Source organism: Streptomyces sp. CNP082, assembly GCF_059570535.1.
The window spans coordinates 197,636-223,248 of record NZ_JCANSZ010000008.1 but is presented as its reverse complement, the minus strand read 5'-3'; the positions used below and the strand labels follow the sequence as shown (position 1 = coordinate 223,248).

Below are 25,613 nucleotides of genomic sequence, written 5' to 3'. Positions count from 1 at the left end.
CTCTGCGGCGCGGCCCCGCTGCCGGCCTCCTCAGGCCGCACCCACCGCCACCGCCTCAACCGCGGCGGCGACCGGCAGGCCAACTCCGCGCTCTACCGCATCGTGCTCTGCCGCCTGCGCTGGGACCAGCGAACCAAGGAGTACACGCAGCGGCGCACCAAGGACGGCCTGTCCAAGAAGGAGATCATCCGCTGCCTCAAGCGGTACATCGCCCGCGAGATCTACCAAGTCCTGACCACCCCGGCCAACACCACCACCACTGCCGAACAGCTCACCACCGCCGCTTGACATCCATAAGAGCATCGCCCCGGCGGCCGGACACCCCGACCGGACCTGCGCCCGCCCCGGCAGGCTTCAGTCCACGCCGCACAGCCGCAGCAGCGCCGCCGTGGCCGCCGCGGCGACCACCACGACCACGAACGGCGCCCGGCGCCACGCCAGCACCCCGCCGACCCCGACGCCCGCCGGCCGCGCGACCCCCGCGAAGCCTCCGTCGTCCAGCAGCGCCTGCGTGCCGACCAGGGCGGTGAGCAGCACGATGGCCGCGACCGTCATCAGCCGCTCCACGCGCGGCTCCAGCCGGACGCGGGAGCGCAGCGCGGGACCCGCGAAGCGAAAGGCGAACGTGCCGGCGCCCAGTACGAAGACGGCGAGCACCAGGGTCGTCGTGGTCATCGCACCCGCTCCTCGTCGTACGCACCGGCCCCGGGCTCGTCATCACCGCAACCGGACTCGCCGCCTCCGGCCGCACCGCCAGCCGCCGCACCGCCAGCCGCCGCACCGCCGGCCGCCGGACCGCCCTCCGCCACCGGCGCTCCGCCCCCGGGCTCCAGCGCCCCCTCGCCCCCGCCGGTGCCCGCCACCGCCAGCCCCGCCAGCGCCAGCAGCACCGGCACCCCCGCCGGCAGGAACGGCGCCGCCGCCAGCGCGACGCCCACCCCCGCCAGCGCCGCCCGCCGCGTCCCCGCCTCCCGCAGCGACGGCAGCACCAGCGCCAGCAGCACCGCGGGGAACGCCGCGTCCAGCCCGAAGGCGTCCGTGTCGCTCACCGCCGTACCGCCCAGGGCGCCCAGCACGACCCCCGCGTTCCAGCAGACGAACAGCCCGATGCCGCACGCCCAGTACGCCGCCCGCCGCCGCACCGGGTCGCGCTGGGCCAGCGCGAACGCCACGGTCTCGTCGATCATCAGGTGGCTGCCGGCGAACCGCCGCAGCCGCCCGCCGCCCAGCGCGTCGCCGACCGTGAAGCCGAACGGCACATGCCGCGCGTTCACCAGCAGCCCCGCCGCCACGGCCGCCAGCGCGGTGCCGCCGGAGGCGACGATGCCGACGAACATGAACTGCGCCGCCCCCGCGAAGACCACCACAGACAGCAGCACCGGCAGCCACAGCGGCAGCCCCTCGCCGACCGCGATGGCCCCGAACGAGACGCCGACCAGGGTGTCGGCGGCACAGACGAGCGCGATATCGCGGGCGAGGTCGCCGCGCAGGGTTCGCCATATCGAACGCATGGCTGCCATGGTGAACATCCGGTACTCTGTTCGTCAAGTCGAATAAGAGACCGACAGAACGAACGGAGCGCGCCCATGGCCCCGAGCGGCGGAGCCCCCCTCGACGCCATCGCCGCGTCGCTCCAGCGCGAGCGCCGCCGTACGGGGCTGACGCTGACGGAGCTGGCCCGCCGCGCGGGCATCGCCAAGTCGACGCTGTCCCAACTGGAGTCCGGCACCGGCAACCCCAGCGTGGAGACGCTGTGGGCGCTCAGCGTCGCGCTCGACGTGCCCTTCGCCCGGCTCGTCGAGCCGCCCCGCCCCCGCATGCAGGTCATCCGCCGCGGCGAGGGCCCGTCCGTGCCCTCCGAGCACGCCGACTACGCCGCGACGCTGCTCGCCTCCTCCCCCGCCCACGCGCGCCGTGACATCTACCTCATCACCGTCCAGCCCGGCACCCCCCGCCGCTCCGACCCGCACTCCCCGGGCGTCGTCGAGCACGTCATCCTCAGCAGCGGACGCGCCCGCGTGGGCGTGGCGGAGGAGCCGGCCGACCTCGAACCGGGCGACTACGCCTCCTACCCCGCCGACGTTCCGCACGTCTTCGAGGCCCTCGCGCCGGACACGGTCGCCGTCCTCGTCTCCGAGCACGACTGACGGCGCCCGAAGCCCGCACCGGTCGGGCATAGGCAGGGGGCAGGCGTTACGCGGCAGCCAGGTAGCCGTGCTCCAGCAGCCAGTTGACGTTCAGCCGCTGCCCCTCGCCCGGGTCGAGGAACACCGGGTCCAGCTTGATCTGCTCGCCCCCGCCGGGCTGCTCGAACCACGGCGCGACCGCCCCCTGCCAGACCCAGAACGGCTTGGTCACCTGGTAGACGCGGTAGTCGCACGGAGCGTCGGGGTCGCGGGTGTTGAGGTTCTGCGGGGGCAGCGCGCGCTCGGCGTAGCGGTCGCCGGCGGGGGCGAGGTAGCCGCCGTACTCCGAGCCGAAGCGGTCGAGCAACTGCCCGGCCTCCAGCCGGGTCGCCTCCCGGTCGACGGCGCCGTTGACCTCGGCGAAGCCGTCGTTCGGCGGGTACTTCCAGGTTCCACCTTCGGCCGGGCCCGTCCAGTACTTCTCCAGGAACGCGGCGGGCGTGAGCGAACCGGTGGGCCGCCAGCCCTGCAGCAGCGGGCCGACCCGCGGCTCCCACCGCCCCGGCAGGTGCTCGGGCCCCAGCCGCGCGTCACCGTAGCGCTCGCCGGTGCAGACCGGCTCGGCCCGCAGAGCGGCGCCCGTGGCAGCGGTGCCGGCCGGGGGCGCCGCGGGGGCGCCGCGGACGGCCGCGGGGTGGGCCACGGAGTCGGGGTGTGCGGCGGAGACCGCCGCGGCGGGGACGCCACCGGCGAGGCCGGCGGCGGCGACGAGGACGGCAAGTGCCGTGCGTACAGTGCGGGTTCGCGTCACGGTGGGGGTCCTTCACGCTCGGCGGACGGCGGCCCCACCATGATCCGCAGGGCGGGCAGCGGCCCCGCAGACCAACACGCCCGCCACCGGCCCTCCATCGGGTGAAGCGGAGTGCGCCGCGGGCGTACGGGCCCGGCGCCACCCCCGCCGCCGTCAGCCGCCCCCCGCCACCGTCAGCCGTCGTCAGCCGCCCCCCGCCACCGTCAGCCGTCGTCAGCCGCGGGGCGGGATTCCCAGCTCCGCGAGGAGTGTGCGTACCCGCTTCTCGATCTCGTCCCGTAACGGCCGCACCTCCGCCGTCGCCCACCCGTGGGGGTCGGCCAGCGGCCAGTCCACGTAGCGCTTCCCGGCCAGCACCGGGCAGGCGTCCCCGCAGCCCATCGTGACGATCACGTCGGCCGCCCGGACCACCTCGTCGGTCCACGCCGTGGGGTACTCGCCGGACGCGTCGATCCCCCGCTCCCCCAGCGCGGCCACCGCCGCAGCGTTGGCCTCCGCGCCCGGCGCGGAGCCCGCCGACCAGGCCACCGCGCGGTTCCCCGCCAGCCGCGCCATGAGGCCCATCGCCATCAGGCTGCGCCCGGCGTTGTGCCCGCACAGGAAGAGCACGACCGGCCGCCCGTCGCCGCTCACCCCCTCCGACCGGGCCAGCGCGTGCAGCCGGCGGCGCGCGTAAGCCTCGGTCAGCCTCGGTAGGTCCCGCGGTACGGCGCCGCGTACCGCCATGTCCTCGTACGCGCCGCACAGAAACCGCTCGATGGTCTCCTCGCCGAACACCTCACGGAACTCCGCCCGTAACCTCTTGGCGGCGGTGTGCAGCGCAAGCCGGTGCCCGGCTCTGGGATCGATAGGTGCAAAGCCCCCGGGGTCGCTCATCGCGGAATTATGGGCCTTCCCGGCCGCGCGCACACCCGGAACGGCTCCGTCACCCGTCCCCGGAAGTGACAGAGGGGGCACGTTCGACGCTGTACGGGGTAGGCAATGCCGCGGGCGGGCCGGAAAGGATCCGCGCGCCGCGGCACACCGGAGGAAGCGAAGGACCATGACCGAGGCACCGCAGGGGAACGACCCCTTGACCACTCAGCGGGCGCTGGAGGCACTGGCGACCGACGCCAAGGACCCGGCGGCGCTGCACGCGCTGGCCCACAGCGAGGTGCTCGTACCCGTGCCGGACGAGAGACCGGACGCGCCGGAGGAGAGCGCGGAGCCGGAGCAGGCCGGTGCCGAGGAGAGCATGATGCTGCCGGTGATGGAGCAGCCGAACGGCGACCTGCTAGTGCCCGTCTTCACCTCCGAGTCGCGGATGGGGCACGCGCTGCCCTCCGTCGACAAGTACCGCAAGCTGCCGCTGGTTCTGCTGGCCAACGCCTGGCCGTCGGACGAGGTGTCCCTGACCATCGACACCGGCAGCCCGGGCGCGCTGACGCTGAGTGCCGCGGGGGTACGCACCCTCCTCGGCCGCCCCGGCGGCTGAGGCGGGACCCGCGCCCCGCCGCGCCTGGCGGGGCGGGGCGGGACGACGGGGCCCGGCGGTTCAGGCGAGCGACCGGGACCGGTCCGTGCACAGCGACCAGATGACGAAGACGCCGATGGCGATGTTCACGATCGCCCACACCGGCTGGAACGGCAGCCACACGAAGTTGGCGATCACCGCCAGGCCGGCCAGCGCGACGCCCACGATCCGGGCCCATTGGTTGCCCCGGAGGATGCCCAGGCCCGCCAGGGCGACGACGACACCGAGGATCAGGTGGATCCAGCCCCAGCCTGTCAGGTTGAACTCGTAGACGTAGCCGCCCTGCCGGGCGTACACGTCGTCGTGGGTGATGCCCGCGACGCCCTGCAGCACGGCGAGGACGCCGTACACGAGCATCAGCACCCCGGCGAACACCGCGCCCCCCGTCGCCCACGGGCTGCCGCCGCTGCTGGAGGGGCGGTGGGGGGTTGTCGGCGCGGTGCCACGCGAAGAGGCGGTGGGGGTGGTCATGGGAACACTCCTTACCGAGGGCCACCGTGGGGGTGGCCGGTACTTTCAGCATCGCGCCGGGGTGCCGGGCGGACGATCCCGTGTAGGCCGTACGGGTGAAGCCCCGGGGGCTCAGCCCCGCCGCCTGCCCTCATCCCGGGTACCGCCGCGCCCCTCGCCGAGCGCCCGGCGCACCCGGCGGCTCAGCGCCGTCGCCGCGGCGGTGAGGAAGACGAAGCTGTACGTGATCTGCCCCATCACCAGGATCCGGGCCGTCTGCCCGCGCGCGGTGATGTCGCCGTAACCGACGGTCGCCACGGTGGCGACCGTGAAGTAGAGGGCGTCGACCCGGGTCCGCAGCCCGTGGAACTCCGACGACTGCCGGGCGATCCCGTTGTACGCGGCGGCGAAGACGAGGATCGAGGCGATCATCAGCAGCGGGATGGTGAACCCGGGACGGGCGTGCGGCACCTCTCTGAGCACCGCCCGGATCTCGCGGACCAGCAGCACGGTGACCGCCCCGAGCGCCAGCACGAAGAGCGTCCAGCCCAGCTCGGGTCGCTGCGTGCCCACCAGGTGCAGGGGCAGCAGGAAGTACGCGGCGAGCATGAGCGCCACCGGTGCGGCGTCGCGCAGCCAGGCCAGCAGCGGATCCCGGTGGGCGCCCCCGTCTGTGCCACCGCCCCGGTCACCGTCCGGGTCGCCATCCCGGACGATGTCGTCGTCCTCGTCTTCGTCGCGTGGGACTTTCATGCCCGCAGGACGACGATCGCCTCGTCGGTGTACGTCAGGAAGGTCAGCGTCTCGTGCAGGTAGAGCTGCACGGTCTTCGCGTCGTGCGCCGTGTACCCGATGGCCAGGTCCTCGCCGAGGCGCAGTTCGAAGTCGCCGCCGCGGGTGGACAGCGCGAGGCCGCCGCTCACCGCCGGCGCCCAGATCAGCTCGCCGTCCAGCAGCCGGGAGATGTGCTGGGCGACCGGGTAGCCGTGGTCGGCGGTCTCGCTCACCGCCGTGTACGCGTCCGCCCCCAGGAGCAGCGAGTACGGGCCGTCCACGCCGGCCAGCCGCAGCGCGGACAGCGCCTGGCTGACGGTGTCGGGGTAGTCGCGGACCTCCGCCGGCAGGCTCAGCTCGGGCAGCGAGGTCCGCGTCCGCAGGCCCTGGACACCGGCGGCGGCGTACCCGTCGGCGATCATCCGGTCCTCGGCGAACGCGGCGGTGCGGGCGGCTTCCTTGACCGGCTGCCAGTCGGAGTCCCGGGAGCCGCGCTCCACGTCGTCCACGTCTTCGCGGCTGACGGTGAACGGCACCCGCAGCTCGATCAGCCGCTGTGCCGCGCGCAGCCGCGCGGTCGCGCCGGGCGCGGGCGGGGCGATCTCCTCCAGGTGCCCGGTGCCCACGGCCGCCAGCTCGGGCCCCTCGGGTCCCGTGACGTCGACGACGCGGCGGCCGGCGACGTGGCGGCGGAAGGTGCGGCGGGCCTCTTCCTCGATCTCCGCCCAGGCCGCCTGGCTGACCGGAGCGAGTTCACGGTGCAGGTTGTTCATCGTGCGGGTGCTCCTTTGAGACCGCCGATCCCCAGCGAGCCGTCGCCGGCGGCCGGAAGGTCGGGTACGGGGTCCGGCGCGCCGGTGGCCGCCGCGCCGAGGGCGGCGGGCCGGTCGGGGAGGTCGTCGAGGAAGCCGGCCGCGGGGGCGAAGAACAGGCAGCCGGTCACGGCCGTGGAGAAGTCCAGGATCCGGTCGTACGTCCCGGGCGGGCGGCCGAGGAACATGTTCTCCAGCATCTCCTCCAGCACCGCGGGCGCGCGCGCGTAGCCGATGAAGTACGTGCCGAACTCGCCGTCGCCGACGGAGCCGAACGGCATGTTGTCCCGTACGACCTCGCGCTCCTCGCCGTCCGGTCCCGTGACGGTGTTGAGGGCGACGTGCGAGTCCTCGGGCTGCTCCCCCTCCGGCAGCTCGGTGTTGCCCAGCTTGGTGCGCCCGATGACCCGCTCCTGCTCCTCGGTGCTCAGCGCCTCCCAGGCGTCGAGGTCGTGCACGTACTTCTGCACCATCACGTAGCTGCCGCCGGCGAACCGCGGATCCTCCGCGCCTGTGAACACCGCGGCGCCCGCGGGCCTGTCCGACCGGGTTCTCGGTGCCGTCCACGAAGCCGAGCAGGTCGCGCATGTCGTAGTACTTGAAGCCGTGCACCTCGTCGGCGACCGCGACGGCCGGGCCGAGCCGCGCACGCAGCCTCCTGGCCAGCTCGAAGCAGAGGTCCATGCGCCGGGAGCGGATGTGGAAGAGCACGTCGCCGGGGGTGGCGACGGCGCGGTGGCGCGGGCCGGCCAGCTCGCGGAACGGGTGCAGCCCGGCCGGGCGCGGCCCCTGGAAGAGCCGGCCCCAGGCGGCGGAGCCGATGCCGGCGACGCACGTCAGCAGGTCGTCGGGGGCGCCGAAGCCCACGGCGCGCTGGCGGGCGGGGAGGTCTTCGAGCACGTCGCGGACCGTCTCCTCGCCGCCGGGCGCGACGGTGACGACGAGGAACACGGCCGCGGTCGCGGGCGGGGCCAGCACGGGCTGGGGTTCTGGCACGGTCCCTCCTGGTCGCGGGGGCATTCGTGACGATACGGGACGCAACCGACGGCGCAATCCGGCGGCGGCCCGCGTTCACCCGCCCGTGCCGCGAGGGAATTTCCGCACGTCACACGAGATGTCACCCGACCGGCGGCGGGCTGTTGCATGGGGGTTCGCGTACGGCGGCGGACGGGGGGGCAGCGCGTACGGCGGCGGACGGGGGGGGCAGCGCGTACGGCGGGGGCGTGGTCCGTAGCGTACGGAACCGGGGCCGGGGCGCCGCGCGTACGGGACCGGCCGGCGGCGGCCCGCCGCGCCCGGCTCAGCCGGACAGCAGGTCGTGCTCGCGGATCAGCCAGCAGACCGCCGTCAGCCGCAGCACCGCGAAGTCGTACCCGACCGGCTCGCGCCAGTCGCTCTCGGCCAGCACGTCGGTGAAGCCGACCACGTAGTCCGTCAGGTCCTCGCGCCGCATCCGCTGCGGGGCGCAGACGCGCTCGATCCGCTGCGGCAGCAGCTCGTGCCAGGGGCGGCGCTGCCGGGGCACCAACGCGTCGCGCACGGCAGCCGCGTGCTGGTCGACGGCCGCGACGAGCCCCGGCTCGAAAGCGAACTCCGACAGCCGGGGCAGGTACCTGGCGGCGACGGCGGTCAGCGGGCAGCCGACGGCCTCCTCCTCGGGTCCTCCCACGTTCACCGCACGACTCTAACCCGGATCCGGCGGACCTCCGTCCGTGAGGTACGTCCCACGCGTACCGGCCCGGTACGCGGACGGTGTTTCCAACCCGGCGGTCCGCCACTATGCTCCCGCAGCGCATGGGAGCGCTCCCATAGCGCACACCTCCCACCCGGAGACCCACCCGTCTCCGGCAGACACGACAAGGACGGACCACCATGCGCGCACGCATCCTGCGCCGATTGCACCGCACGACCCTGGCCGGCGTCCTCGGCGCCGGCCTCGCCCTCGCGGGGCTGGCCACCGCCGCCCCGGCGGCCGTGCCCGACGCCGCCGGGCACGAGTCCGCCGCGGACCTCCAGGGCCCGCTGTTCCTCGACCCCGACTCCCAGGTCCAGCGGTGGACCGCGGCCAACCCCGGCGACTCGCGGCAGCCGGTCATCGCCGACCGGATAGCCTCCCAGCCGCAGGCCCGCTGGCTCTCCCAGTACAACCCCGGCACCGTGCAGCAGGAGGTCGCCGACTACATGTCCGCGGCCGGCGACGCACTGCCCGTGCTCTCGGTCTACGGCATCCCCGACCGCGACTGCGGCGGCGCCAGTTCCGGCGGCGCCCCCGACCTGCCCTCGTACCAGAACTGGATCGAGCTCATCGCCGCCGGCCTCGGCGACCACCCGGTCGTGATCATCCTGGAGACCGACGCGCTCGCCCTGGAGGACTGCCTCGACCAGACCGGCCGCGACGACCGGCACGCGGCCCTGCGGCAGGCCGTCACCACCCTGAAGTCCGCCGACCCGCAGGCCCACGTCTACCTCGACGGCGGCCACTCCGGCTGGCACTCCCCCGCCGACCAGGCCGCCCGGCTGTCGGCCTCCGGGGTCGCGGAGGCCGACGGCGTGTTCACCAACGTCTCCAACTTCAACACCACGGCCGACGAACTCGCCTACGGCAAGCAGATCCTGTCCGCCGTCGGCGACCCCGAGCTGAAGCTGGTCGTGGACACCAGCCGCAACGGCAACGGCTCCAACGGCGAGTGGTGCGACCCCTCCGGCCGCGCGCTGGGCGAGAACCCGACGGTGACGTCAGGGGACGACGCCGTGGACGCCTTCCTGTGGGTCAAGCCCCCGGGTGAGGCGGACGGGTGCGCGGCGGCGGCGGGGCAGTTCGTCCCGGACCTGGCGTACGCGCTGGCGACCAACTGAGTTCTTCCCCGGCCACACCCTGCGCGCCGCCGGCGCGTTCAGCGGGGCCGGTCCTGGCCGGCCGCCACCGGTCCGGACCGGCCCCGCTCTCAGGGGTGGCCGTCAGGGGTATATCAGCGGCTCGTAGCCCGCGCGCACGTCGGACTCCGAGGACTTGACGTAGACCTCGGACGGCGGGCCGGGATCGACGCCGTAGTACGTGTACTCCAGGGTGGCCGGGCAACTGGAGCCGCCGATCTCGACGGTGGTCTTCTTCACCAGCTTGCCGGTGCGCAGCTCGTAGACCCGGACCGGGACCTCCCGGTTCTTGAACGCCACGTTCTGGACCCCGCCGATGGCCAGCTCGGACTCGTACGGGCAGTTCGCGACCGTGGCGCCGTGCTTCGACTTGCCCGCGCAGATGATCGCCACCGCGTCCTTCACGTCCTTCGCCTTCCAGGAGGACGGGAGCTTGCCGCGGTGTGCGCTCTGCCCGTAGAGCAGCGCGCGGCGCGGGCCGTCGCCGCGGTAGGGCTTGGCGCCGCGGTACGGGGCGGGGTTGTCGCAGTACTCGGGCTTGCCGCCGTACGGCGTCTTCAGCAGCCCGCGTACGTTGTCGAGCTGGATGGCCAGCTCCGCGCGCTCGACGCCGTCCTCGGCGGTGCCGGCCAGCTCGTGGTCGGGGTACTCGTCGAGGAGTTGCTCGTACTGGGTGCGGGCCTCCTTCCAGGTGTCGTCGGCCATCAGCTCGTCGCCGCAGCCGACGATCGCGCCGGGCTCGACCTCGGGGACGACGTCGGCGGCGCGCGCCAGCGCCTCGTCCCCCGGCTCGAACCTGCCGAGCCAGTCGGTGACCTCCGTGGTCGCGCAGGCGTCGTCGGTGGGCAGCGCGCCGAGGAACCCGTCGAGCGCGTCGTTCACGTCTCCGCTGCGGTCCTCGCTGCCGTCGCCGCCCCGGTACTCGCCGAGGACGGTGGCGAGGTGGCCGAAACCCGCTCTCAGGGCGACGGGGTTGCCGGTCAGTCCGTTGTCCAGCTCCTCCTCGGCCTGGGCGAGGAGCAGGTCGGCCCGGCGGCTGCCGGCGCCCTCCCAGAGCGCGGCGTCGTGTTCGGCGTACGCCTTGAGCGTGCGGGCGCCGCGTTCGCGGTCGTCGCGCGCCTGGCGCTCGGCCTTCAGCAGCAGCTCGCACGCCTCGGTGCTGTCCTCGGCGCGGGCCGTCAGCGGGGCGTCGGCGAGGCGGTGGCCGAACCAGAGGCCGTCGAGGTCGGAGACGGCCTGCTCGCACTCGCCGGCGCGGTGGGCGTCGGCGGCGTTGCTCTCGATCCGGGAGGCGTCGAGGCGCAGGGCGGTGCAGGCCAGGATGACGGGGGCGGCGACGAGGAGGGCGACGAGGCGGTCGCGGCGCGCGTTCGCGGGGAGGGCGGGGGGCGTGGGGGGTGGCGGTGGCGGTGGCGGCGCGGGGTCCGCGTCGGGCTCCGTGGCGTGCGCCGCGACGGCCTGCGCGGGGGCGGCGGCCTGAGACGGGTCTGCGGCCTGCTCCTGCCCCGCGGCCTGCGATGCCTCCGTGGCCTGCGAGGATTCCTCCGCCGCGGCGGCTCCGCGGCGGGGCAGCCGGCCTCCGGCGAGATACCAGCCGTGCACCGTCACGCCGATCCACCACGCCAGCACAACGGCCTGGAACCACACGTTCCGTCCGACCGTCGCCAGCAGGATGACGAGCAGGACCGACACGCCCGCGGCGCCGAAGGCGATCCGGGGCCGGCGGAGCATCGCATAACCGATGCCCAGCAGCGAGGCGTTGGCCAGCCCGACGGCGTACGGGTCCCGGGGCCGTACGGGCACGGGCGCCGGCTCGTACGCCGGCCAGTCGGGCTCGTTCGACAGCAGGTCGGGCTCGGTGGGCTGCTCGGCGGAACCGGCGGGCCTCCCGGGCTCGTAGGGCGGCTCGCTGGGCATCGGCGGAAACGCTTCCATGGTGATCCCTTTCTCGGGCGAGCCACCGGCGGCTGTCCCCCATCTTTCGGCACCGGAGCCGGGAGGGGTCCCGGAGAACGCCCGCCCCCCGGCGGGCACTTGGGCCGCCAGGAAGATCGTGGCCCATCGCCGCCCCGCCGAACAGGCGGATGCCGGCCTAGACGCAGGGGACGGGAGCGCAACCGGCGCCGCGCGCCCCCCGGCGGGCGGAGTGCGCCGGGCGGGGCGGATGGGACGGATGGGGCGGGCGGGGCTGGCGGGGCTGGCGGACGGCAGCGTCAGTGCGCGCACGCGCGCGTGGACGCCGGCGGCGCAGGGGCCGGAGGCGGGGCCGGCTGCACCTGCGGATGTTCCCTCGTGACGGCGCGCCGTGCCCCGTACTCCTTGCTCAGCCTTCTCCGCTACCCCTGGCTCAGCCCTCTTCCGCTTGCTCCGCTTATTCCGCCGTCAGCGCCGCCACCAGAGAGTCCAGCCCGTCGAAGTGCCAGTCGAACTCGTCCGTCGCCGCCGGCGGATCGCCGACCGGCCGCGGGACGTACGCCGTCCGCAGGCCGTTCTCCTGTGCCGCCCGCAGGTCCCAGGCGTGGGCGGCGACCATCAGCACCCGGCCGGGCGGGCAGCCGGCGGCTTCTGCGGCGAGCCGGTAGACCTCCGGCGCCGGCTTGTAGGCCCGTACCGCCGCGCCCGACAGGGCCTGGTGCCAGCGCAGTCCGCCGTGCGCGGCGAGCCGCAGCAGCGCGGGGGCGGAGGCGTTGGAGAGCCCCATCACGGGGAAGTGGCGCGCGATGCGGTCGAGTCCGGCGGCGGAGTCGGGCCACGGGGGCAGCCGCCGGGTGGCGGTGGCCAGCCGGGCGACGGCCGCCGGGTCGGTGACGCCCGCGCGTTCGGCCACGAGCCCGGCGGCTTCGCGGTCGACGGTCTCGCTGTCGGCGTACGGGCGCTCCCCCCGGGCCATCCGCGCCTGCTCGGCCTCGACGTGGCCCTGCCACAGGGCGAGCAGATCGCCGGCCGCCGCGTCGTCGGCCGCGGGGGCCCCCACGACGCGCTGCGCGCGTGTGGGCGGCACCCCCAGGCAGGCGCGGATCTCCGCGCGCAGGCCGCCGGGTTCGTCGACGAGCGTGCCGAGGACGTCGAAGACGACGACGTCGGCGTCGCGGATCTCGGGCATGTCTGTCCTCCTGGTTCGCGGCGGAGCCGTCGAGATCGACAACAACGGCGCCGCCCGGCCCATGCCCGTAGCGCAGGAAGAGAACCCGTCGGACAGGCGCGCGCTCCGTTTACAGCAGTGACATCCCGCGCTACCTTCGATGGGAGCGCTCCCATTGACCTGTTCACGACTAGCGTGAGACCCCCTGCCAGGTCGGTCGCCGGCCCTGGGCCCTGGGACGGCTCAGGCGGCCCGCCAAGCGCACCGAGGTCGCGGGCTCTCGCGTCAGCGCTCAGGAGAACCCGAAGGAGACCATGACCATGGCTGTCCAACGACTCGTCCGCGCCGGAGGATCGCTCCGCCTCCGGCGCACGCTCGCTCTCGCCGGGGTCGCGGGCATCGCGACCGCCGCGCTGGCGGTGCCGACGCCCGCGTCGGCCCACGGCGTCGCGATGGTGCCCGGCTCGCGTACGTTCCTGTGCTACAAGGACCTGATCGCGAACGGCTCCACGCAGATGCCGCAGAACCCCGCGTGCGCGGCGGCGGTGCAGTCCGCCGGCACGACGCCGCTCTACAACTGGTTCGCCGTGCTGGACTCCAACGCCGGCGGGCGCGCCGAGGGCTACGTGCCGGACGGCAAGCTCTGCAGCGCCGGCGACCGCAGCCCGTACAACTTCTCGCCGTACAACGCGGCCCGCACCGACTGGCCGGTCACACACCTCACCTCCGGCTCGAACATCAAGCTGGAGTACAGCAACTGGGCGCACCACCCGGGCAAGTTCGAGGTCTACATGACCAACAGCGGCTGGAGCCCGTCCAAGACGCTGGCCTGGGGTGACCTCGAGCACCTGACGACGGTCACCGACCCGCCGCAGGAAGGCGGCGCCGGCTCGGACGGCGGGCACTACTACTGGAACCTGCAACTGCCGCAGCGCAGCGGGCAGCACATGCTGTTCATCCAGTGGATCCGCTCGGACAGCCAGGAGAACTTCTTCTCCTGCTCGGACGTCGTCTTCGACGGCGGCAACGGCGAGGTCACCGGCCTGACGCCGGGCGCGATGTCGGCGGACGAGGTCAAGTCGCTGGGCGCGGGCCAGGAGAACACCAAGGCCGACCCGGTCAAGCACGACCACGGCACGCCCGCCGGGCAGACGCAGGCCGTGGAGACGCTGAACGCGGACGAGTCGAACCTGGCCGCCGTACAGGACGACTCCTCGACCGTGCTGCCGGCGGCGCTGGCCGGTGTGGGCGCGGTGATCTTCGCGGGCGGCGCGCTGGTGTACAACCAGCGGCGCAACGGGCCGGGGAGGCAGCAGAGCTGACCGAAGCACAGAGGGCGGAGCCCGGCGCCGGGTTCTGCGGTGCGGCGGCAGGACGCCGCTGACGGGCGCCGCGCGGGGCCGGATGGAACGGGGGCACCCGGCCCCTCGACCGGGCCCGGCCGGCGTGGGGTTCGGCCGGGCCCGGGCTCGCGCCTGCGTTCCCGGGGGAGGGCGTACGGCGTACGAACCGGGCGCGGCCCCCGGCCCGTCGGCGGCGGGCGGGCCGTACCGTACGCGCGTCGGGGGGCTAGCCTTCCACTTCTGCCTGCGCTTCTCCCTCTGCCTCTGCCTTTGCCTGCGCCTCTGCCTGCGCCTTTGCCCGGGCAGCCGCCCTGGCCGGCGCTTTCGCCCCGTACAGGCGCAGCACCCCCGTACGCAGCGCTTCCGCCGCCGCGGCCGGGGTCATCCGGCCGGCGGCGACCTCCGCCCCCGCCGCGTGGCCGAGGGCGACGGTGGCGGCGGCCAGCCAGCGGGGCTCGGCGGTGCGGTCGAACTCCCCCGACTGCTGGCCGCGGCGGGCGATCCGCTCCAGCCGGTCGGTGATCGGCCGGTGCTGCTCGTCCGCCTCCCGGCGGTCCGCGGCGGGCGGCTCGGTGTGCCGGAGGGCGGGGTAGCGGTCGGCGATCTCCCAGCTCACGTCGAGCAGCCGCAGCAGGCCGGTGGCGGCGGGGAGTTCGTCGAGGCGGGCGGAGTCGAGCGCGGCGTCGGTCTCCGCCGTGACGCGGTCGAAGACGGCGGTGAGGACCTCGTTGCGCGAGGGGTAGTGGGCGTAGACGGTCTGGCGGGTGACGCCCGCGGCGGCGGCGATGGCCTCGACGCTGGCCTCCGGCCGCTCGCCGAGCAGCCGGACGGCGGCGTCGACGATGGCGGACCGGCTGCGCTCGGCGTCGGCGCGGCGGCGGCGCCGCGGGGCGGGGCGGTCTCCCGCGGACTCGGCGGGCTCCCTGGATCCCTTGGACGGCAAACTCATACACCTTGTCAAAATTAGCTCGGGCGTTATATTTTACGGAGTGTAAGAGATGGCGCCAGCGGGTGCCACTTCGTACTGCGTGCGGGCTCGCCCCGCCACGGGGAGGGGGCCGACATGCCAGGTCACAAGGTGATCGACGAGGAGACCGGCAGCCGGACAGCCCGGCAGTTCGTCACCGACTTCTTCACCTCCTTCACGCGGGAGGTCACGGCGGACGACGGCGATCCGGGCCCGGTCATCGACCGGTACTACACCCCTGACGCCGTGCAGACGGCGGACGGGATCCGGATCGACCGGCAGCGGCTGGCGGCCCACATCCGCCCGGTCCGCAAGAACGTGACGGACTTCGACTTCGAGGTACACGAGGCGCTGCGGGACGGGGAGCGGATAGCGGCCCGCTTCACCGTCCGCGCCACCGACCGCAGGGGGCGGCGCACCGCCACGGAGGTCCATCTTTTCGGCGAGCTGGCCCCGGACGGCCGGATGCGCCGGACCCACCAGCTCACCCGGCCCCTCAAGGACCCGGGGACGGGCGGGAACAGGACGGACGGGAACGGGACGGGCGGGGAGGGGGAGGGCTCGTGATCGAGTCGCGTCACACCGTGCTGGGGATGGTCTGCGGTCACTGCGCGGAGACGGTGGGCGAGGAGATACGGCGGCTCCCCGGCGTCACGGACGTATCCGTGGACGTCGAGGGTGAGACCCTCGTCGTACGGGCCGACCGCCCGGTGCCGGAGGCGCACGTCCACGCCGCGGTGGAGGAAGCCGGCTACGAGTTGGGCCCGCCTCCCGCCGGACCACCCGCGGCACCACGGAGCTAGCGCGCCCGTCCGCACCCGCACGCCGTCGTCGCCTTCGCCCCGCCGATCCCCGTCGGCCCGCGCCACCGCGCCGCACACCCCGCACACCCCGCACACCCCGCACACCCCGCGGACGCCGCGGACGCCGCGGACGCGCGGCACCCCCGGAGCGCGGGGTCCGGAGGTGCCGGCATGCTCAAATGCGGCGTGCGGGTGGTCAGCCGGTGAAGCCGGCGGTGATGCGGGTGAACTCCCAGTCCGGACGGTCGCGGTTGACCGCCCAGAAGGCCATCCGGCCGATGTGGTGGTCGTTGGCCCAGGACTCCGTCAAGCCCCCGACCCCGACCGGTCGCCGCCGCCGGACCGGCCCGGCACACCGGCCCCACCCGGCCCGCCGGACCAGCCGGCCCCGCCGTCCCCGGCCGGCCCGCCGCCGCCCGCGCCCCGCTCCGCCCCCGCCGACCACTCGTCGAAGTGCACGATGAAGTCGTCGACCATCCGGTGGAACAACCCCGCGAGCCGCCGCAGATCCTCCGGCGACCACTCCGCCAGCGCCTCCTGCATCCCCACGCACGCCACCTCGCGGATCCGGCCGATCGCCTCGCGCCCCGCCTCGGTGAGCTGGATGCGCTGCGCCCGGCGGTCGTCCGGATCCGGGACGCGGGACACGTAGCCCGCCTTCTGCAACTGCTGCACCTGTCGCGTCACGTGCGACGCCTCCACCCCCAGCCGGTCCGCCAGTTCGCCGAGGCGCAGCGGCTCGGAGTCCTCGATCTGCCGCAGCAGCGCCACCGCCGCCCGGTCCAGCGGCACTCCGGCGAGCGCCATCAGCCGCTCGTGCTGCCGCGCCCGCCCGCTCAGATAGGCAATGCGGCTGAGGGCGCGCTCGATCTCGGCCACGTCCGGTGAAACGTGGGTGGCTGCTGGAGGCCGGGTAGACATAGGCATCACTTTAACAATCGTTTGCTTGACTCAACTAAGCGTTACATGCTTGCGTAAATCAAGTAATCTCACTTCCCGCCGCAGGAGTCCACTCCGATGACAGACACCACCGCCACGGTGGCCAAGGACGGCCTCGCCGACCGGCCCGGCCAGTCCTCCGGACCCGGCCTGACGCTGCTCGCGCTGGCCACCGCCGGGCTCGTCGTATCGCTGCAGCAGACGCTGGTGCTGCCTCTGCTCCCCCAGCTCATGCAGACCTTCGACATCTCCGTCACCGCTGTCTCGTGGGTCTTCACCGCGACGCTGCTCGCCGGAGCGGTCGCCACGCCGCTGCTGTCCCGCTTCGGCGACATGTACGGAAAGAAGAAGATGATCTCGGTGACGATGGCGCTGCTCGTCATCGGCACCGTGATCTGCGCGATATCCGACTCGCTCCCCGTCTTCATCGTCGGCCGCGCGCTCCAGGGCACCTCCTCCGCCGTCATCCCGCTGGCCATCGGGATGATCCGCGACTCCTACCCGCGCGAACGCGTCACCACCGCCATCGGCGTCGTCAGCGCCACCCTCGGGGTCGGCGGCGCCGTGGGCATGCTCGTCGCCGGCCTCATCGCCGACAACGCCGACTCCCACCACCCGGTCTTCTGGTTCGCCGCCGCCATGGGCGCTGTCGGCCTGCTGCTCGTCGTGTTCTGGACCCGCGACTCCGGCCGCCGCGCCGGCGGCCGGCCCGACCTGATCGGGGCCGTCCTGCTCGGCGGCTGGCTGGTCAGCCTGCTGATCGGCATCAGCCAAGGCAACGCGTGGGGCTGGACCGACACCCGCATCATCGGCCTGTTCGCCGCCTCCGTCGTGCTGTGCGCGGTGTGGGTGGCCGTCGAGCTGAAGACGCGCGACCCGCTGGTGCAACTGCACATCCTGGTCGGCCCCAGGTCGCTCTCGGCCAACCTCGCCTCGCTGCTCCTCGGCTTCTCGATGTTCGCGGCCTTCACGCTGATCTCGAACTTCATCCAGACCCCCGACGACAAGGTCGGCTACGGACTCAGCGGCTCGGTGCTGGACGTCGGCCTGTACATGCTGCCCAGCACCTTCACCATGCTCATCTTCTCCGCGCTCTCCGGCCGGATCGAGGCCCGGGTCGGCGCCGCCTGGACCCTGGCCACCGGCTCGCTCATCGCGGGCGTGGCCTATGTCTGGCTGGCCCTCATGCACGACTCCGCGCTGGACGTCATGATCTTCAGCGGCATCCAGGGCCTCGGCATCGGCATCGCCTACGCGGCCCTCGGCACGCTCGCCGTCCAGCACGTGCCGATGGACCAGAGCGGCATCGCCAGCGGCATCAACTCCCTGGTGCGTACCGCCGGCGGCAGCATCGCCAGCGCCGCGACCGCGGCGGTGCTGGCGGCGCAGGTCATCGACGGCACCGAGGTACCGACCGTGGACGCGTACGTCCTGTGCTTCGTCATCGCCGGCATCGCGGCGGGCGCGGCGGCGGCCATCGCCGCGGTGAACGGACTGCGCCACCCCCGCACGTAGGCGCGTACGGCCCCGGGCGCCCGCTCTTCGTACGGCACCCGGGGCCGGACCGGCCGTCGGCGCTGGTGGCGGCGGTTCCACTGCGCGGCCTGCCTGACGGGCGGCAGTACACTCGGGCGCTGTGGCGGACACCCAGTACGAAGACCTGTTGCGCACGGTGCTCACCTCCGGGACGGCCAAGGCCGACCGGACGGGCACCGGCACCCGGAGTGTCTTCGGACACCAACTGCGCTACGACCTCGCGCGGGGCTTCCCGCTGATCACCACGAAGAAGGTGCATCTGAAGTCCATCGTGTACGAGCTCCTGTGGTTCCTGCGCGGCGACTCCAACGTCGGCTGGCTCCAGGAGCACGGCGTCACCATCTGGGACGAATGGGCCGGACCGGACGGCGAGCTGGGCCCCGTCTACGGCGTGCAGTGGCGCTCCTGGCCCACCCCGGACGGCAGGCACGTCGACCAGATCAGCGACGTGCTCGACACCCTCCGCCGCAACCCCGACTCCCGCCGGATGATCGTCTCCGCCTGGAACGTCGCCGAGCTGGCCGACATGGCGCTGCCGCCGTGCCACGCCTTCTTCCAGTTCTACGTCGCCGAGGGCAGGCTCTCCTGCCAGCTCTACCAGCGCAGCGCGGACCTCTTCCTCGGCGTCCCGTTCAACATCGCCAGCTACGCCCTGCTCACGCACATGGTGGCGCAGCAGACGGGCCTCGAACCCGGCGACTTCATCTGGACCGGCGGCGACTGCCACATCTACGACAACCACGTCGACCAGGTGACGCAGCAGCTCGGCCGCACCCCGTACGAGTTCCCGAAGCTGCGGCTGCGCCAGGCCGACTCGCTCTTCGACTACGCCTACGCCGACGTGGAACTGCTCGACTACCGGCACCACCCGGCCATCAAAGCCCCGGTCGCGGTGTGAACGTCGGGCTGATCTGGGCGCAGGCGTGTGACGGCGTGATCGGCGCGGACAACACCGTTCCGTGGCATCTGCCCGAGGACATGGCGCACTTCAAGGCGACCACCCTCGGCCACCCGGTGGTGATGGGGCGCAGGACGTGGGAGTCGCTGCCCGCACGGTTCCGGCCGCTGCCCGGCCGGCGCAACGTCGTGGTGACGCGCGACCCGCGGTGGACGGCGGACGGCGCCGTACGCGCCGGGTCGGTGGCCGAGGCCCTGCAACTCGCCGCCGCCGAGCCGGCGAAGCCGGCCGGCCCGCCCGCTGCCGGCACGGTGTGGGTGATCGGCGGCGGGGAGGTCTACCGGGCCGCGCTGGAGCACGCCACGACGCTGTCGGTGACGGAGATCGACACGGCGGTTTCCGGCGACACGTACGCGCCGGCGCCGGGACCGGAGTGGCGGGTCGCCGAGGACGGCGGCTGGCAGGTCAGCCGGACCGGCCTGCGCTACCGGATCCGCAGCTTCACCAGATGACCCACCGGGCGCGTACAGCCGGGCGCGTACAGCCGGGCGCGTCCAGCCAGCCCCGCACCAGCCCGCACACCCGCCCAAGGGTAGGCGCCTCCTCTGACATCGAGCTGCCGCCCGCGGCCCTTGACGGACTGGGTGGCAGGCGGGCGGCGGTTCTCGAGGGGGCACCGCTGGCGCCCTCAGGTCGATGTCACAGGGCGCGGCTACCCTTGGGTGGGAGTGCGGGGCTGGTCTGGGGTGAGCTCCGCTGAGCCGGGTTATTCGGGCTTCTGCCAGGCGCCTACGCCGAGTTCGCCCGTCGTGCCGAGGTCGAGTTCCGGGGTCACCGTCACCGGTGCCGCACCCGGCTGCGCCCACACCCGTACGTACGGGGCGTTGACCGCTTCGCCCGCCCCGGTGGTGTTGCGCCACACCAGTTGGGTCGACGCCCGCTCCCCCGGCCGCAGGGCCAGCGGGCGCGGCGGGGCGTCCGCGCCGGTGCCGGCGGCGATGGCGGAGCCGCCGCGGCGGATGCGTACGCCGTCGATCTCCCCGTGGTCCTCGTCGCGGAGTTGCAGACGCGGGTAGCCCTCCAGCCGGTAGACCCCGGTGCCGCAGTTCTCCAGGTGCAGCCCGACGACCCGCAGGCCCATCGCCGCGTCGCCCTCGTCCGCGTACAGCCGCACCCCTGCCGCCGGGCACGGCCCGCCCATCGACGGCGCCTCGTCCGCCGGGACGCTGCGCACCTCGCTGATCTGCACCTGAGCCTGCCGTCCTGCCGCCATCGGGTCGGAGACGTCGGCCTGGTCCGCCACCGTACGGCCCGCCGGCACCGACTCCACGATCTTCTCCGGGTGCGCCAGCACCTCGCCGGAGGCGGCCCGGACCTGGAAGGTGACGGTGTACGTCATCGCCTCCCGCCCGCGGTTGGCGATCTCGAACTCCACCCGCACCGGATCCGCGGTGCCCTCCGCCGTCTGGACCCCGGTGACGGTCACGCCGTCGACCTCGACCGGGCTCGGGTTGCCGGGCGCGGTCGGGGCCCCGGCGTCCAGGGTCGCGTCGGCCGGCTCGGTGCCGCAGGCGGCGAGCAGCAGCACGGCGGCGAGGGCCGGGGGGCCGGCGTGAAGGACGCGGGACAAGCGGGTGGTTGTGCGCATGCACCCAGTCGACCAGGGCCGATGTGCCACGGCTGTGACGGGGGTCACTCCGCTGGCCACAGCACGGTCACAGTTGAGCCACGCAGGCCCACGGGCGCGGGCCGCAGACGCAGCCCGCAGACGCAGCCCGCAGAGGCAGCCCGCAGGCGCGGGTCACCAGCGCGGCCCACCGGCGCTCAGCCCACGGGCACGCGCGCGAGACGCAGTTCGTGCGCGCCGTCGGGGCGGGCGGCCTCGAAGTAGATGTGCCACGTGTCCTCGGCGACGACCGCGTCGACGTAGCGCAGCGAGCCCGTGCCGTACGGAACCGTCGCCCACGGCCCCTCGGTGCTGAGCCGGTGCCAGGTGCGCAGGTCGTACGAGAGCGCGAGGCCGCAGCGCCCCTCGTAGTTCTGCTCGTGGGAGGCGATCCCGTCGTAGAAGCCGAGCCAGCCGGCGCCCGGGCCGAGCGGGACGGCGCAGTTGAGCCGGGTCTGGTAGGCGTCCCAGCCGCTGCCGGTGGGCATGACCTCGCCCTGCCAGGTGAACGTCGCGCCGCCGTCGAGGGAGACGGCGAGGCCCGCGGGGCGGGTGGTGAGGCCGGTGTTGTAGATGTCGGCGGTTTCGTGCGCGCGGGCGGCGTCGGCGGGCGAGAGCCCGGCGCGCGCGTAGCTCGCGAAGAGGTAGGTGACCGGGCCGTGCCGGAGGGTGTACGGGTCCTTGACCCCTTCGGTGCCGGTGCCTGCGGCGGTCAGCGCGGGGCGGGCGTCGGCGAGGTCGAAGGCGTCGGGGGCGGCGGCGTCGACGACGTCGATGCGCCAGCGGGAGTCGGCGGGGTCGACATAGCTGAGGTAGAGCTGGTAGCCGCCGGGGGTGGGCAGCAGGCTGAAGCGCTCCATCGAGTCGGTCCCCAACTGCCCCTTCTCCACCGCCCACACGTCGGTGAAGTCCGTCCCGTCGTCGCTCACGGCGACCGCGCAGCGCCAGCCGCGTTCGCCCCCGGGGTGGCCGCGGGGCCGCCGGCGGCGGTACGTCATCAGCCACCGGCCCCGCTCGGGCTCGTACAGCACCCCGGGGCTGCCGGCCCAGTACCCGGGCTCGGGTTCCTCGGGGAGCATCACGACCTCCGCCTGCGCGGGGTCGAAGGCGGGCAGGGGAGTGCTGATGCGGTGGGTCGGCATGCCGGTCAGCCTAGGAGCCCGGCGGCCCTGGCCGTAGCCCGCGCAACATGACGAGCAGGTGAACTCACACGGGGCCGGGGTGAGTCAGGGGGCACGCCAGGTGAGGCCGTAGCGGCGCAGGACGTGGCGGCGGTAGCGCACGCCGGGGAGCACGCGGCGGGCCTCGGCGCGGACCTCGCCGTAGCTCATGTGCGGCCTGACGAAGGGCATGCCGGTCGGGAAGGACGCGCGGCGCAGCACCTTGGCGGCCCGTACGAGGGGCGCGGCGGCGACCATGACGGCCCAGTCGCCGACGGTCACCTCGCGGGCGAGGCCGACGACCACGAGGACGCCGCCGGGGCGCAGCAGTTCGCGCATGCGGGCGAGGGCGGCGGTGAAGTCCATGTGGTGCACGGCGGAGACCGAGCAGATGAAGTCGTAGCCGGCGGCGGGCAGGCCGGCGGTGAGGAAGTCGCCCGTGACGAAGCTGATCCCCGGCCGGCCGGCGGTCCGCTCGCGGGCGCTGGCGATCATCTCCGGGGAGCGGTCGACACCGGTGACGCGCTGCGCCCGCGCGGCGAGTCTGCCCGCGAGGAGGCCGTCGCCGCAGCCGACGTCGAGCGCGTCGCGGCACCCCTCGGGAACGGCGCGCAGGATGCCCGGGTGGTGGGCGACGTTGATGTTCCAGTAGCGGTCGGGGGCGGAGTCCGGCATCGGCTCATGGTACGGAAGGGGTGGCTGGGGGCGTACGGGCGCGGGGGAACGCGGCGTACCGCCACCGGGACCGCGTACCCCCGCAACTCCTGTACGGGCACGGACATATGGCGCGTTCGCACGTATCGGACCACGCGTCCGTGCGCGCTCTCTTGACGGGCCGTTCCCCGGAGCGTAACCATCCACCGCAACGGGAGAGCGCTCTCCCACTCTCCCTCCCCCCACCCCCAGGAGGCCCCCGATGAGGAGATCGCGCCTCTACGCCGTGCTCCTGCCGGCCCTGGCACTGGCCCTGTGCATCACCGCACTCGGTGCCATCGCCGTCACCGGCGAGTCGGCCAGCGCGCGCACCGCCCCGGCCGACGGCATGGACCACTCCGCCCATGCCGCCCACGCCCAGCCCCGCCCCGCCGCCTCCGGCGACGACCCCGACGGCGACGGATACATCCCCGCCGACCCGCCCGTCACCGGCGTCCAGCCGTCCGACAAGGAGCCGCCCCACCGCTACTTCCACGAGTTCCAGGCCAACTGCTCCGTCACCCACACCGAGCCCGACGACCCCATCGTCTACCCCGGCCAGCCCGGCAGGTCCCACGACCATACCTTCATGGGCAACGACACCACCGACGCCTACAGCACCACCGCCTCGCTCGACGCCGGCGGCACCGCGTGCAAGGCGCCCGGCGACAAGTCCGGCTACTGGATGCCCACGCTCTCCAACGCCGGCGAGCCCGTGCTGCCCGTCGGCGAGCAGGTCATCTACTACAAGGCCGGCGTCACCGACTACACCAGCGTGCGCCCGTTCCCCAAGGGCCTGCGCTTCGTCGTCGGCAACCCGCTGCAGAGCGCCGAGGAGTTCCGCAGCCACCCGGGCTTCGTGGAGGGCTGGGAGTGCGGCGAGAGCTACTTCAACACCGACTTCCCCACCGCCTGCCCGGACAGCCGGGACACCCAGCTCAACATCCGGATGCAGGCGCCCAGTTGCTGGGACGGCCAGTACCTGGACACCCCGGACCACCAGAGCCACATGGCGTACCCCGTGGTCAGGGCAGGCACCAACAACAACGTCTGCCCGCAGACGCACCCGGTCGCGCTGCCGATGATCGAGTTCAAGATGGCGTTCCCCGTGAACGGCGACATGTCGCAGGTCACGCTCGCCAGCGGACGCGGCTACTCCTTCCACTACGACTTCATCAACGTCTGGGACGACGCGACCCTCAAGGCCCTGGTCGACCACTGCGTCGTCGGCGCGCTCCAGTGCAACGCGCGCGGCTACGACGAGACCCACCCGGAAGCCGGCGCGGCCCTCAACAAGGACTACGAACTTCCCTGACCCCCACCGCTGGAGGACCCCTTCCCATGCACCCTCAACCCCCCGCACCCCCTGGCGCGGCAAGACGCCTGCCCGCCGCCCTCGCCGCCGCTGCCCTGCTGGCCGGCCTGACGGTCGCGGTCCCGGCCGCCGCCGAGACCGCCCCGGAGCCCGCCGCCGCCGCGAGCGTCGTCGAGGTCACCGGCTCGCAGGGCGACTGGCAGCTCACCGTCGACGGCCAGCCGTACACCGTCAAGGGCCTGACCTGGGGCCCGCCCGTCGCCGAGGCCGCCAGCTACATGCCCGACGTCGCTTCCCTGGGCGCCAACACCGTACGCACCTGGGGCACCGACGCCACCACCCTTCCGCTGCTCGACGCCGCCGCGGCCGACGGCGTCAAGGTCATCGCCGGCTTCTGGCTCCAGCCCGGCGGCGGGCCGGGCAGCGGCGGCTGCGTCGACTACGTCACGGATGACGCGTACAAGAACGACATGCTCGCCGAGTTCCCCAGGTGGGTCCAGGAGTACAAGGACCACTCCGGCGTGCTGATGTGGAACGTCGGCAACGAGTCGGTCCTCGGCCTGCAGAACTGCTACCAGGGCGACGAGCTGGAGCGCCAGCGCGACGCGTACACGACCTTCGTCAACGACATCGCGAAGCGCATCCACGAGGTGGACCCGAACCACCCCGTGACCTCCACCGACGCCTGGGTCGGCGCCTGGCCGTACTACCAGAAGAACGCCCCCGGCCTCGACCTGTACGCCGTCAACTCGTACGCCGCCGTCTGCGACGTGCGCGCCGCCTGGGAGGCCGGCGGCTACGACAAGCCGTACATCGTCACCGAGGGCGGCCCGCCCGGCGAGTGGGAGGTCGAGGACGACGCCAACGGCGTGCCCGAGGAGCCGTCCGACGTCGCCAAGGCCGAGGGCTACGGCCGCGCGTGGGACTGCATCACCGGCCACCAGGGCGTCGCACTCGGCGCCACCCTCTTCCACTACGGCGTCGAGAACGACTTCGGCGGCGTGTGGTTCAACCTCACTCCGGACAAGAAGCGGCGGCTGTCGTACTACGCGGTCAAGGAGGCGTACGGCGGGGACACCGGCGGCGACAACACCCCGCCGGTGATCTCCGGCCTGACCGCGGAGAACCCGGGCGCCGTGCCCGCGGGCCGGGAGTTCACGCTCTCCGCGGACGTCGCAGAACCGGACGGGGACGCGGTGTCGTACGAGGTGCTCGTCAACAGCAACTACATAGACGATGACAAGGCGTTGCGGCCGGCGGAGTTCCGGGAGACGGGCGACGGGACGTTCGCGGTGACGGCGCCGGACCGGCTCGGCGTGTGGAAGGTGTACCTGCGGGCCGAGGACGGCCAGGGCAACGCGGGCGTCGAGACGCTGTCGGTGAAGGTCGTCCCGCCGCCGGTCGACGGCACCAACGTCGCCGAGGGCAAACCGTCCACCGCCTCCACCGAGCAGACCGACGCCTACGGCGACTGCCCCTGCCTGGCCGGCGGCGCCACCGACGGGGACGTCTCCACCCGCTGGGCCAGCTCGTGGTCCGACCCGCAGTGGCTGAGCGTCGACCTCGGCGAGCGGACGGCGTTCACGCACGTCCAGCTCGCCTGGGAGGGCGCCTTCGCCAGGTCGTACGCGATCCAGGTCTCCGACGACGGCCAGAGCTGGCAGACGGTGTACGAGACCAGCGACGGCAACGGCGGGATCGACGACCTGGAGGTCTCCGGAACCGGCCGCTACGTGCGGATGAACGGCACCGCGCGGGGCACCGGATACGGGTACTCGCTCTACGAGTTCGGCGTGTACCGCTGATCGATCAACTCTTGGAGAGCGGTTTCCGGCGCGTCCTGCCGCTGCT

The 25,613-nt window shown here is 73.8% G+C and carries 27 protein-coding genes and 1 pseudogene; 12 read left to right on the top strand and 16 right to left on the bottom strand.

From position 1 onward, the window contains the following. Positions 1-288 (top strand): transposase (locus B124_RS10475; protein WP_496502451.1); only part of this gene is annotated, 288 nt, incomplete at its 5' end. A 66-nt stretch (positions 289-354) separates the two neighbouring features. Here B124_RS10475 and B124_RS10470 read toward each other — a convergent pair. Beyond that, positions 355-675 carry an AzlD domain-containing protein gene (locus tag B124_RS10470; protein ID WP_496502450.1) on the bottom strand — a complete coding sequence of 107 codons (321 nt, stop codon included), beginning with the start codon at positions 673-675 and terminating at the stop codon, positions 355-357. Then, on the bottom strand, positions 672-1,511 hold the full coding sequence (locus B124_RS10465; RefSeq protein WP_496502449.1) for an AzlC family ABC transporter permease: 840 nt from the start codon (positions 1,509-1,511) through the stop codon (positions 672-674). The genes B124_RS10470 and B124_RS10465 overlap by 4 nt, the downstream gene beginning before the upstream one ends. Positions 1,512-1,586: 75 nt before the next feature. Here B124_RS10465 and B124_RS10460 point away from each other — a divergent pair, with 75 nt between their 5' ends. Next, positions 1,587-2,147: a helix-turn-helix domain-containing protein gene (locus B124_RS10460; protein ID WP_496502448.1), complete on the top strand. Its 561-nt coding sequence runs from the start codon at positions 1,587-1,589 to the stop codon at positions 2,145-2,147. A gap of 46 nt (positions 2,148-2,193) precedes the next feature. On the opposite strand, the gene B124_RS10455 is transcribed toward B124_RS10460, so the two are convergent. Together B124_RS10455 and B124_RS10450 are read right to left on the bottom strand one after the other, a co-directional pair. Further along, on the bottom strand, positions 2,194-2,937 hold the full coding sequence (locus B124_RS10455) for a TNT domain-containing protein (RefSeq protein ID WP_496502447.1): 744 nt from the start codon (positions 2,935-2,937) through the stop codon (positions 2,194-2,196). Between the two features lie 213 nt (positions 2,938-3,150). Then, positions 3,151-3,813, bottom strand: coding sequence for an arsenate reductase/protein-tyrosine-phosphatase family protein (locus B124_RS10450; RefSeq protein ID WP_496502446.1), 663 nt, complete (start codon positions 3,811-3,813; stop codon positions 3,151-3,153). A gap of 166 nt (positions 3,814-3,979) precedes the next feature. Here B124_RS10450 and B124_RS10445 point away from each other — a divergent pair, with 166 nt between their 5' ends. Beyond that, positions 3,980-4,411, top strand: coding sequence for an SseB family protein (locus B124_RS10445; protein ID WP_496502445.1), 432 nt, complete (start codon positions 3,980-3,982; stop codon positions 4,409-4,411). A 60-nt stretch (positions 4,412-4,471) separates the two neighbouring features. On the opposite strand, the gene B124_RS10440 is transcribed toward B124_RS10445, so the two are convergent. From B124_RS10440 to B124_RS10420, 5 genes and pseudogenes are all read right to left on the bottom strand, one after another. Further along, positions 4,472-4,921, bottom strand: coding sequence for a DUF7144 family membrane protein (locus tag B124_RS10440; RefSeq protein ID WP_496502444.1), 450 nt, complete (start codon positions 4,919-4,921; stop codon positions 4,472-4,474). A 111-nt stretch (positions 4,922-5,032) separates the two neighbouring features. Further along, positions 5,033-5,653 carry a potassium channel family protein gene (locus B124_RS10435; RefSeq protein ID WP_496502443.1) on the bottom strand — a complete coding sequence of 207 codons (621 nt, stop codon included), beginning with the start codon at positions 5,651-5,653 and terminating at the stop codon, positions 5,033-5,035. Beyond that, entirely contained in the window at positions 5,650-6,447 is a 798-nt protein-coding gene (locus B124_RS10430) for a family 1 encapsulin nanocompartment shell protein (RefSeq protein ID WP_496502442.1), read from the bottom strand. Before B124_RS10430 ends, B124_RS10435 begins: the two co-directional genes overlap by 4 nt. After that, positions 6,444-7,506: pseudogene (locus B124_RS10425) on the bottom strand (Dyp-type peroxidase). The gene B124_RS10430 and the pseudogene B124_RS10425 overlap by 4 nt, the downstream one beginning before the upstream one ends. Before the next feature lie 280 nt (positions 7,507-7,786). Then, positions 7,787-8,161 carry a DUF6401 family natural product biosynthesis protein gene (locus tag B124_RS10420; RefSeq protein WP_496502441.1) on the bottom strand — a complete coding sequence of 125 codons (375 nt, stop codon included), beginning with the start codon at positions 8,159-8,161 and terminating at the stop codon, positions 7,787-7,789. A gap of 197 nt (positions 8,162-8,358) precedes the next feature. On the opposite strand from B124_RS10420, the gene B124_RS10415 reads away from it, so the two are divergent. Next, on the top strand, positions 8,359-9,342 hold the full coding sequence (locus B124_RS10415; protein ID WP_496502440.1) for a glycoside hydrolase family 6 protein: 984 nt from the start codon (positions 8,359-8,361) through the stop codon (positions 9,340-9,342). Positions 9,343-9,444: 102 nt separating this feature from the next. Here the strand turns inward: B124_RS10415 and B124_RS10410 are convergent, their stop codons facing one another. Next, positions 9,445-11,295 carry a hypothetical protein gene (locus B124_RS10410; protein ID WP_496502439.1) on the bottom strand — a complete coding sequence of 617 codons (1,851 nt, stop codon included), beginning with the start codon at positions 11,293-11,295 and terminating at the stop codon, positions 9,445-9,447. A 436-nt stretch (positions 11,296-11,731) separates the two neighbouring features. Then, positions 11,732-12,463: a haloacid dehalogenase type II gene (locus tag B124_RS10405; protein WP_496502438.1), complete on the bottom strand. Its 732-nt coding sequence runs from the start codon at positions 12,461-12,463 to the stop codon at positions 11,732-11,734. A gap of 293 nt (positions 12,464-12,756) precedes the next feature. Here B124_RS10405 and B124_RS10400 point away from each other — a divergent pair, with 293 nt between their 5' ends. Continuing rightward, positions 12,757-13,764, top strand: coding sequence for a lytic polysaccharide monooxygenase auxiliary activity family 9 protein (locus tag B124_RS10400; protein WP_496502437.1), 1,008 nt, complete (start codon positions 12,757-12,759; stop codon positions 13,762-13,764). A gap of 247 nt (positions 13,765-14,011) precedes the next feature. Here the strand turns inward: B124_RS10400 and B124_RS10395 are convergent, their stop codons facing one another. Next, positions 14,012-14,734: a TetR/AcrR family transcriptional regulator gene (locus B124_RS10395; RefSeq protein WP_496502436.1), complete on the bottom strand. Its 723-nt coding sequence runs from the start codon at positions 14,732-14,734 to the stop codon at positions 14,012-14,014. Positions 14,735-14,848: 114 nt separating this feature from the next. Between B124_RS10395 and B124_RS10390 the strand changes: the two genes are divergently transcribed. Together B124_RS10390 and B124_RS10385 are read left to right on the top strand one after the other, a co-directional pair. Continuing rightward, positions 14,849-15,319, top strand: coding sequence for a nuclear transport factor 2 family protein (locus B124_RS10390; RefSeq protein WP_496502435.1), 471 nt, complete (start codon positions 14,849-14,851; stop codon positions 15,317-15,319). Then, positions 15,316-15,555: a heavy-metal-associated domain-containing protein gene (locus B124_RS10385; protein WP_496502434.1), complete on the top strand. Its 240-nt coding sequence runs from the start codon at positions 15,316-15,318 to the stop codon at positions 15,553-15,555. Before B124_RS10390 ends, B124_RS10385 begins: the two co-directional genes overlap by 4 nt. A gap of 306 nt (positions 15,556-15,861) precedes the next feature. On the opposite strand, the gene B124_RS10380 is transcribed toward B124_RS10385, so the two are convergent. Next, complete coding sequence (locus tag B124_RS10380; RefSeq protein WP_496502433.1) at positions 15,862-16,476, bottom strand: MarR family winged helix-turn-helix transcriptional regulator; 615 nt, start codon at positions 16,474-16,476, stop codon at positions 15,862-15,864. Positions 16,477-16,572: 96 nt separating this feature from the next. Between B124_RS10380 and B124_RS10375 the strand changes: the two genes are divergently transcribed. From B124_RS10375 to B124_RS10365, 3 genes are all read left to right on the top strand, one after another. Further along, on the top strand, positions 16,573-18,009 hold the full coding sequence (locus B124_RS10375; protein WP_496502432.1) for an MFS transporter: 1,437 nt from the start codon (positions 16,573-16,575) through the stop codon (positions 18,007-18,009). A 121-nt stretch (positions 18,010-18,130) separates the two neighbouring features. Further along, the gene (locus B124_RS10370) at positions 18,131-18,928 is read left to right on the top strand and encodes a thymidylate synthase (protein ID WP_496502431.1); all 798 of its coding nucleotides are present in this window, start codon (positions 18,131-18,133) and stop codon (positions 18,926-18,928) included. Beyond that, positions 18,925-19,440, top strand: coding sequence for a dihydrofolate reductase (locus B124_RS10365; protein ID WP_496502430.1), 516 nt, complete (start codon positions 18,925-18,927; stop codon positions 19,438-19,440). Before B124_RS10370 ends, B124_RS10365 begins: the two co-directional genes overlap by 4 nt. Positions 19,441-19,694: 254 nt before the next feature. Here B124_RS10365 and B124_RS10360 read toward each other — a convergent pair whose 3' ends face one another. The 3 genes from B124_RS10360 to B124_RS10350 form a co-directional block, all read right to left on the bottom strand. After that, positions 19,695-20,471: a DUF4232 domain-containing protein gene (locus B124_RS10360; protein ID WP_496502464.1), complete on the bottom strand. Its 777-nt coding sequence runs from the start codon at positions 20,469-20,471 to the stop codon at positions 19,695-19,697. A gap of 281 nt (positions 20,472-20,752) precedes the next feature. After that, positions 20,753-21,736, bottom strand: coding sequence for a glycoside hydrolase family protein (locus B124_RS10355; protein WP_496502429.1), 984 nt, complete (start codon positions 21,734-21,736; stop codon positions 20,753-20,755). Between the two features lie 84 nt (positions 21,737-21,820). Beyond that, a complete protein-coding gene (locus B124_RS10350) occupies positions 21,821-22,429 on the bottom strand; it encodes a class I SAM-dependent methyltransferase (RefSeq protein WP_496502428.1) in 609 nt (202 codons plus the stop codon). A 241-nt stretch (positions 22,430-22,670) separates the two neighbouring features. On the opposite strand from B124_RS10350, the gene B124_RS10345 reads away from it, so the two are divergent. Both B124_RS10345 and B124_RS10340 read left to right on the top strand, forming a co-directional pair. Then, positions 22,671-23,762: a DUF1996 domain-containing protein gene (locus B124_RS10345; protein ID WP_496502427.1), complete on the top strand. Its 1,092-nt coding sequence runs from the start codon at positions 22,671-22,673 to the stop codon at positions 23,760-23,762. 26 nt (positions 23,763-23,788) lie between these two features. Continuing rightward, positions 23,789-25,567, top strand: a complete 1,779-nt coding sequence (locus B124_RS10340) for a discoidin domain-containing protein (RefSeq protein ID WP_496502426.1) — start codon at positions 23,789-23,791, stop codon at positions 25,565-25,567. Positions 25,568-25,613 lie beyond the last annotated feature (46 nt).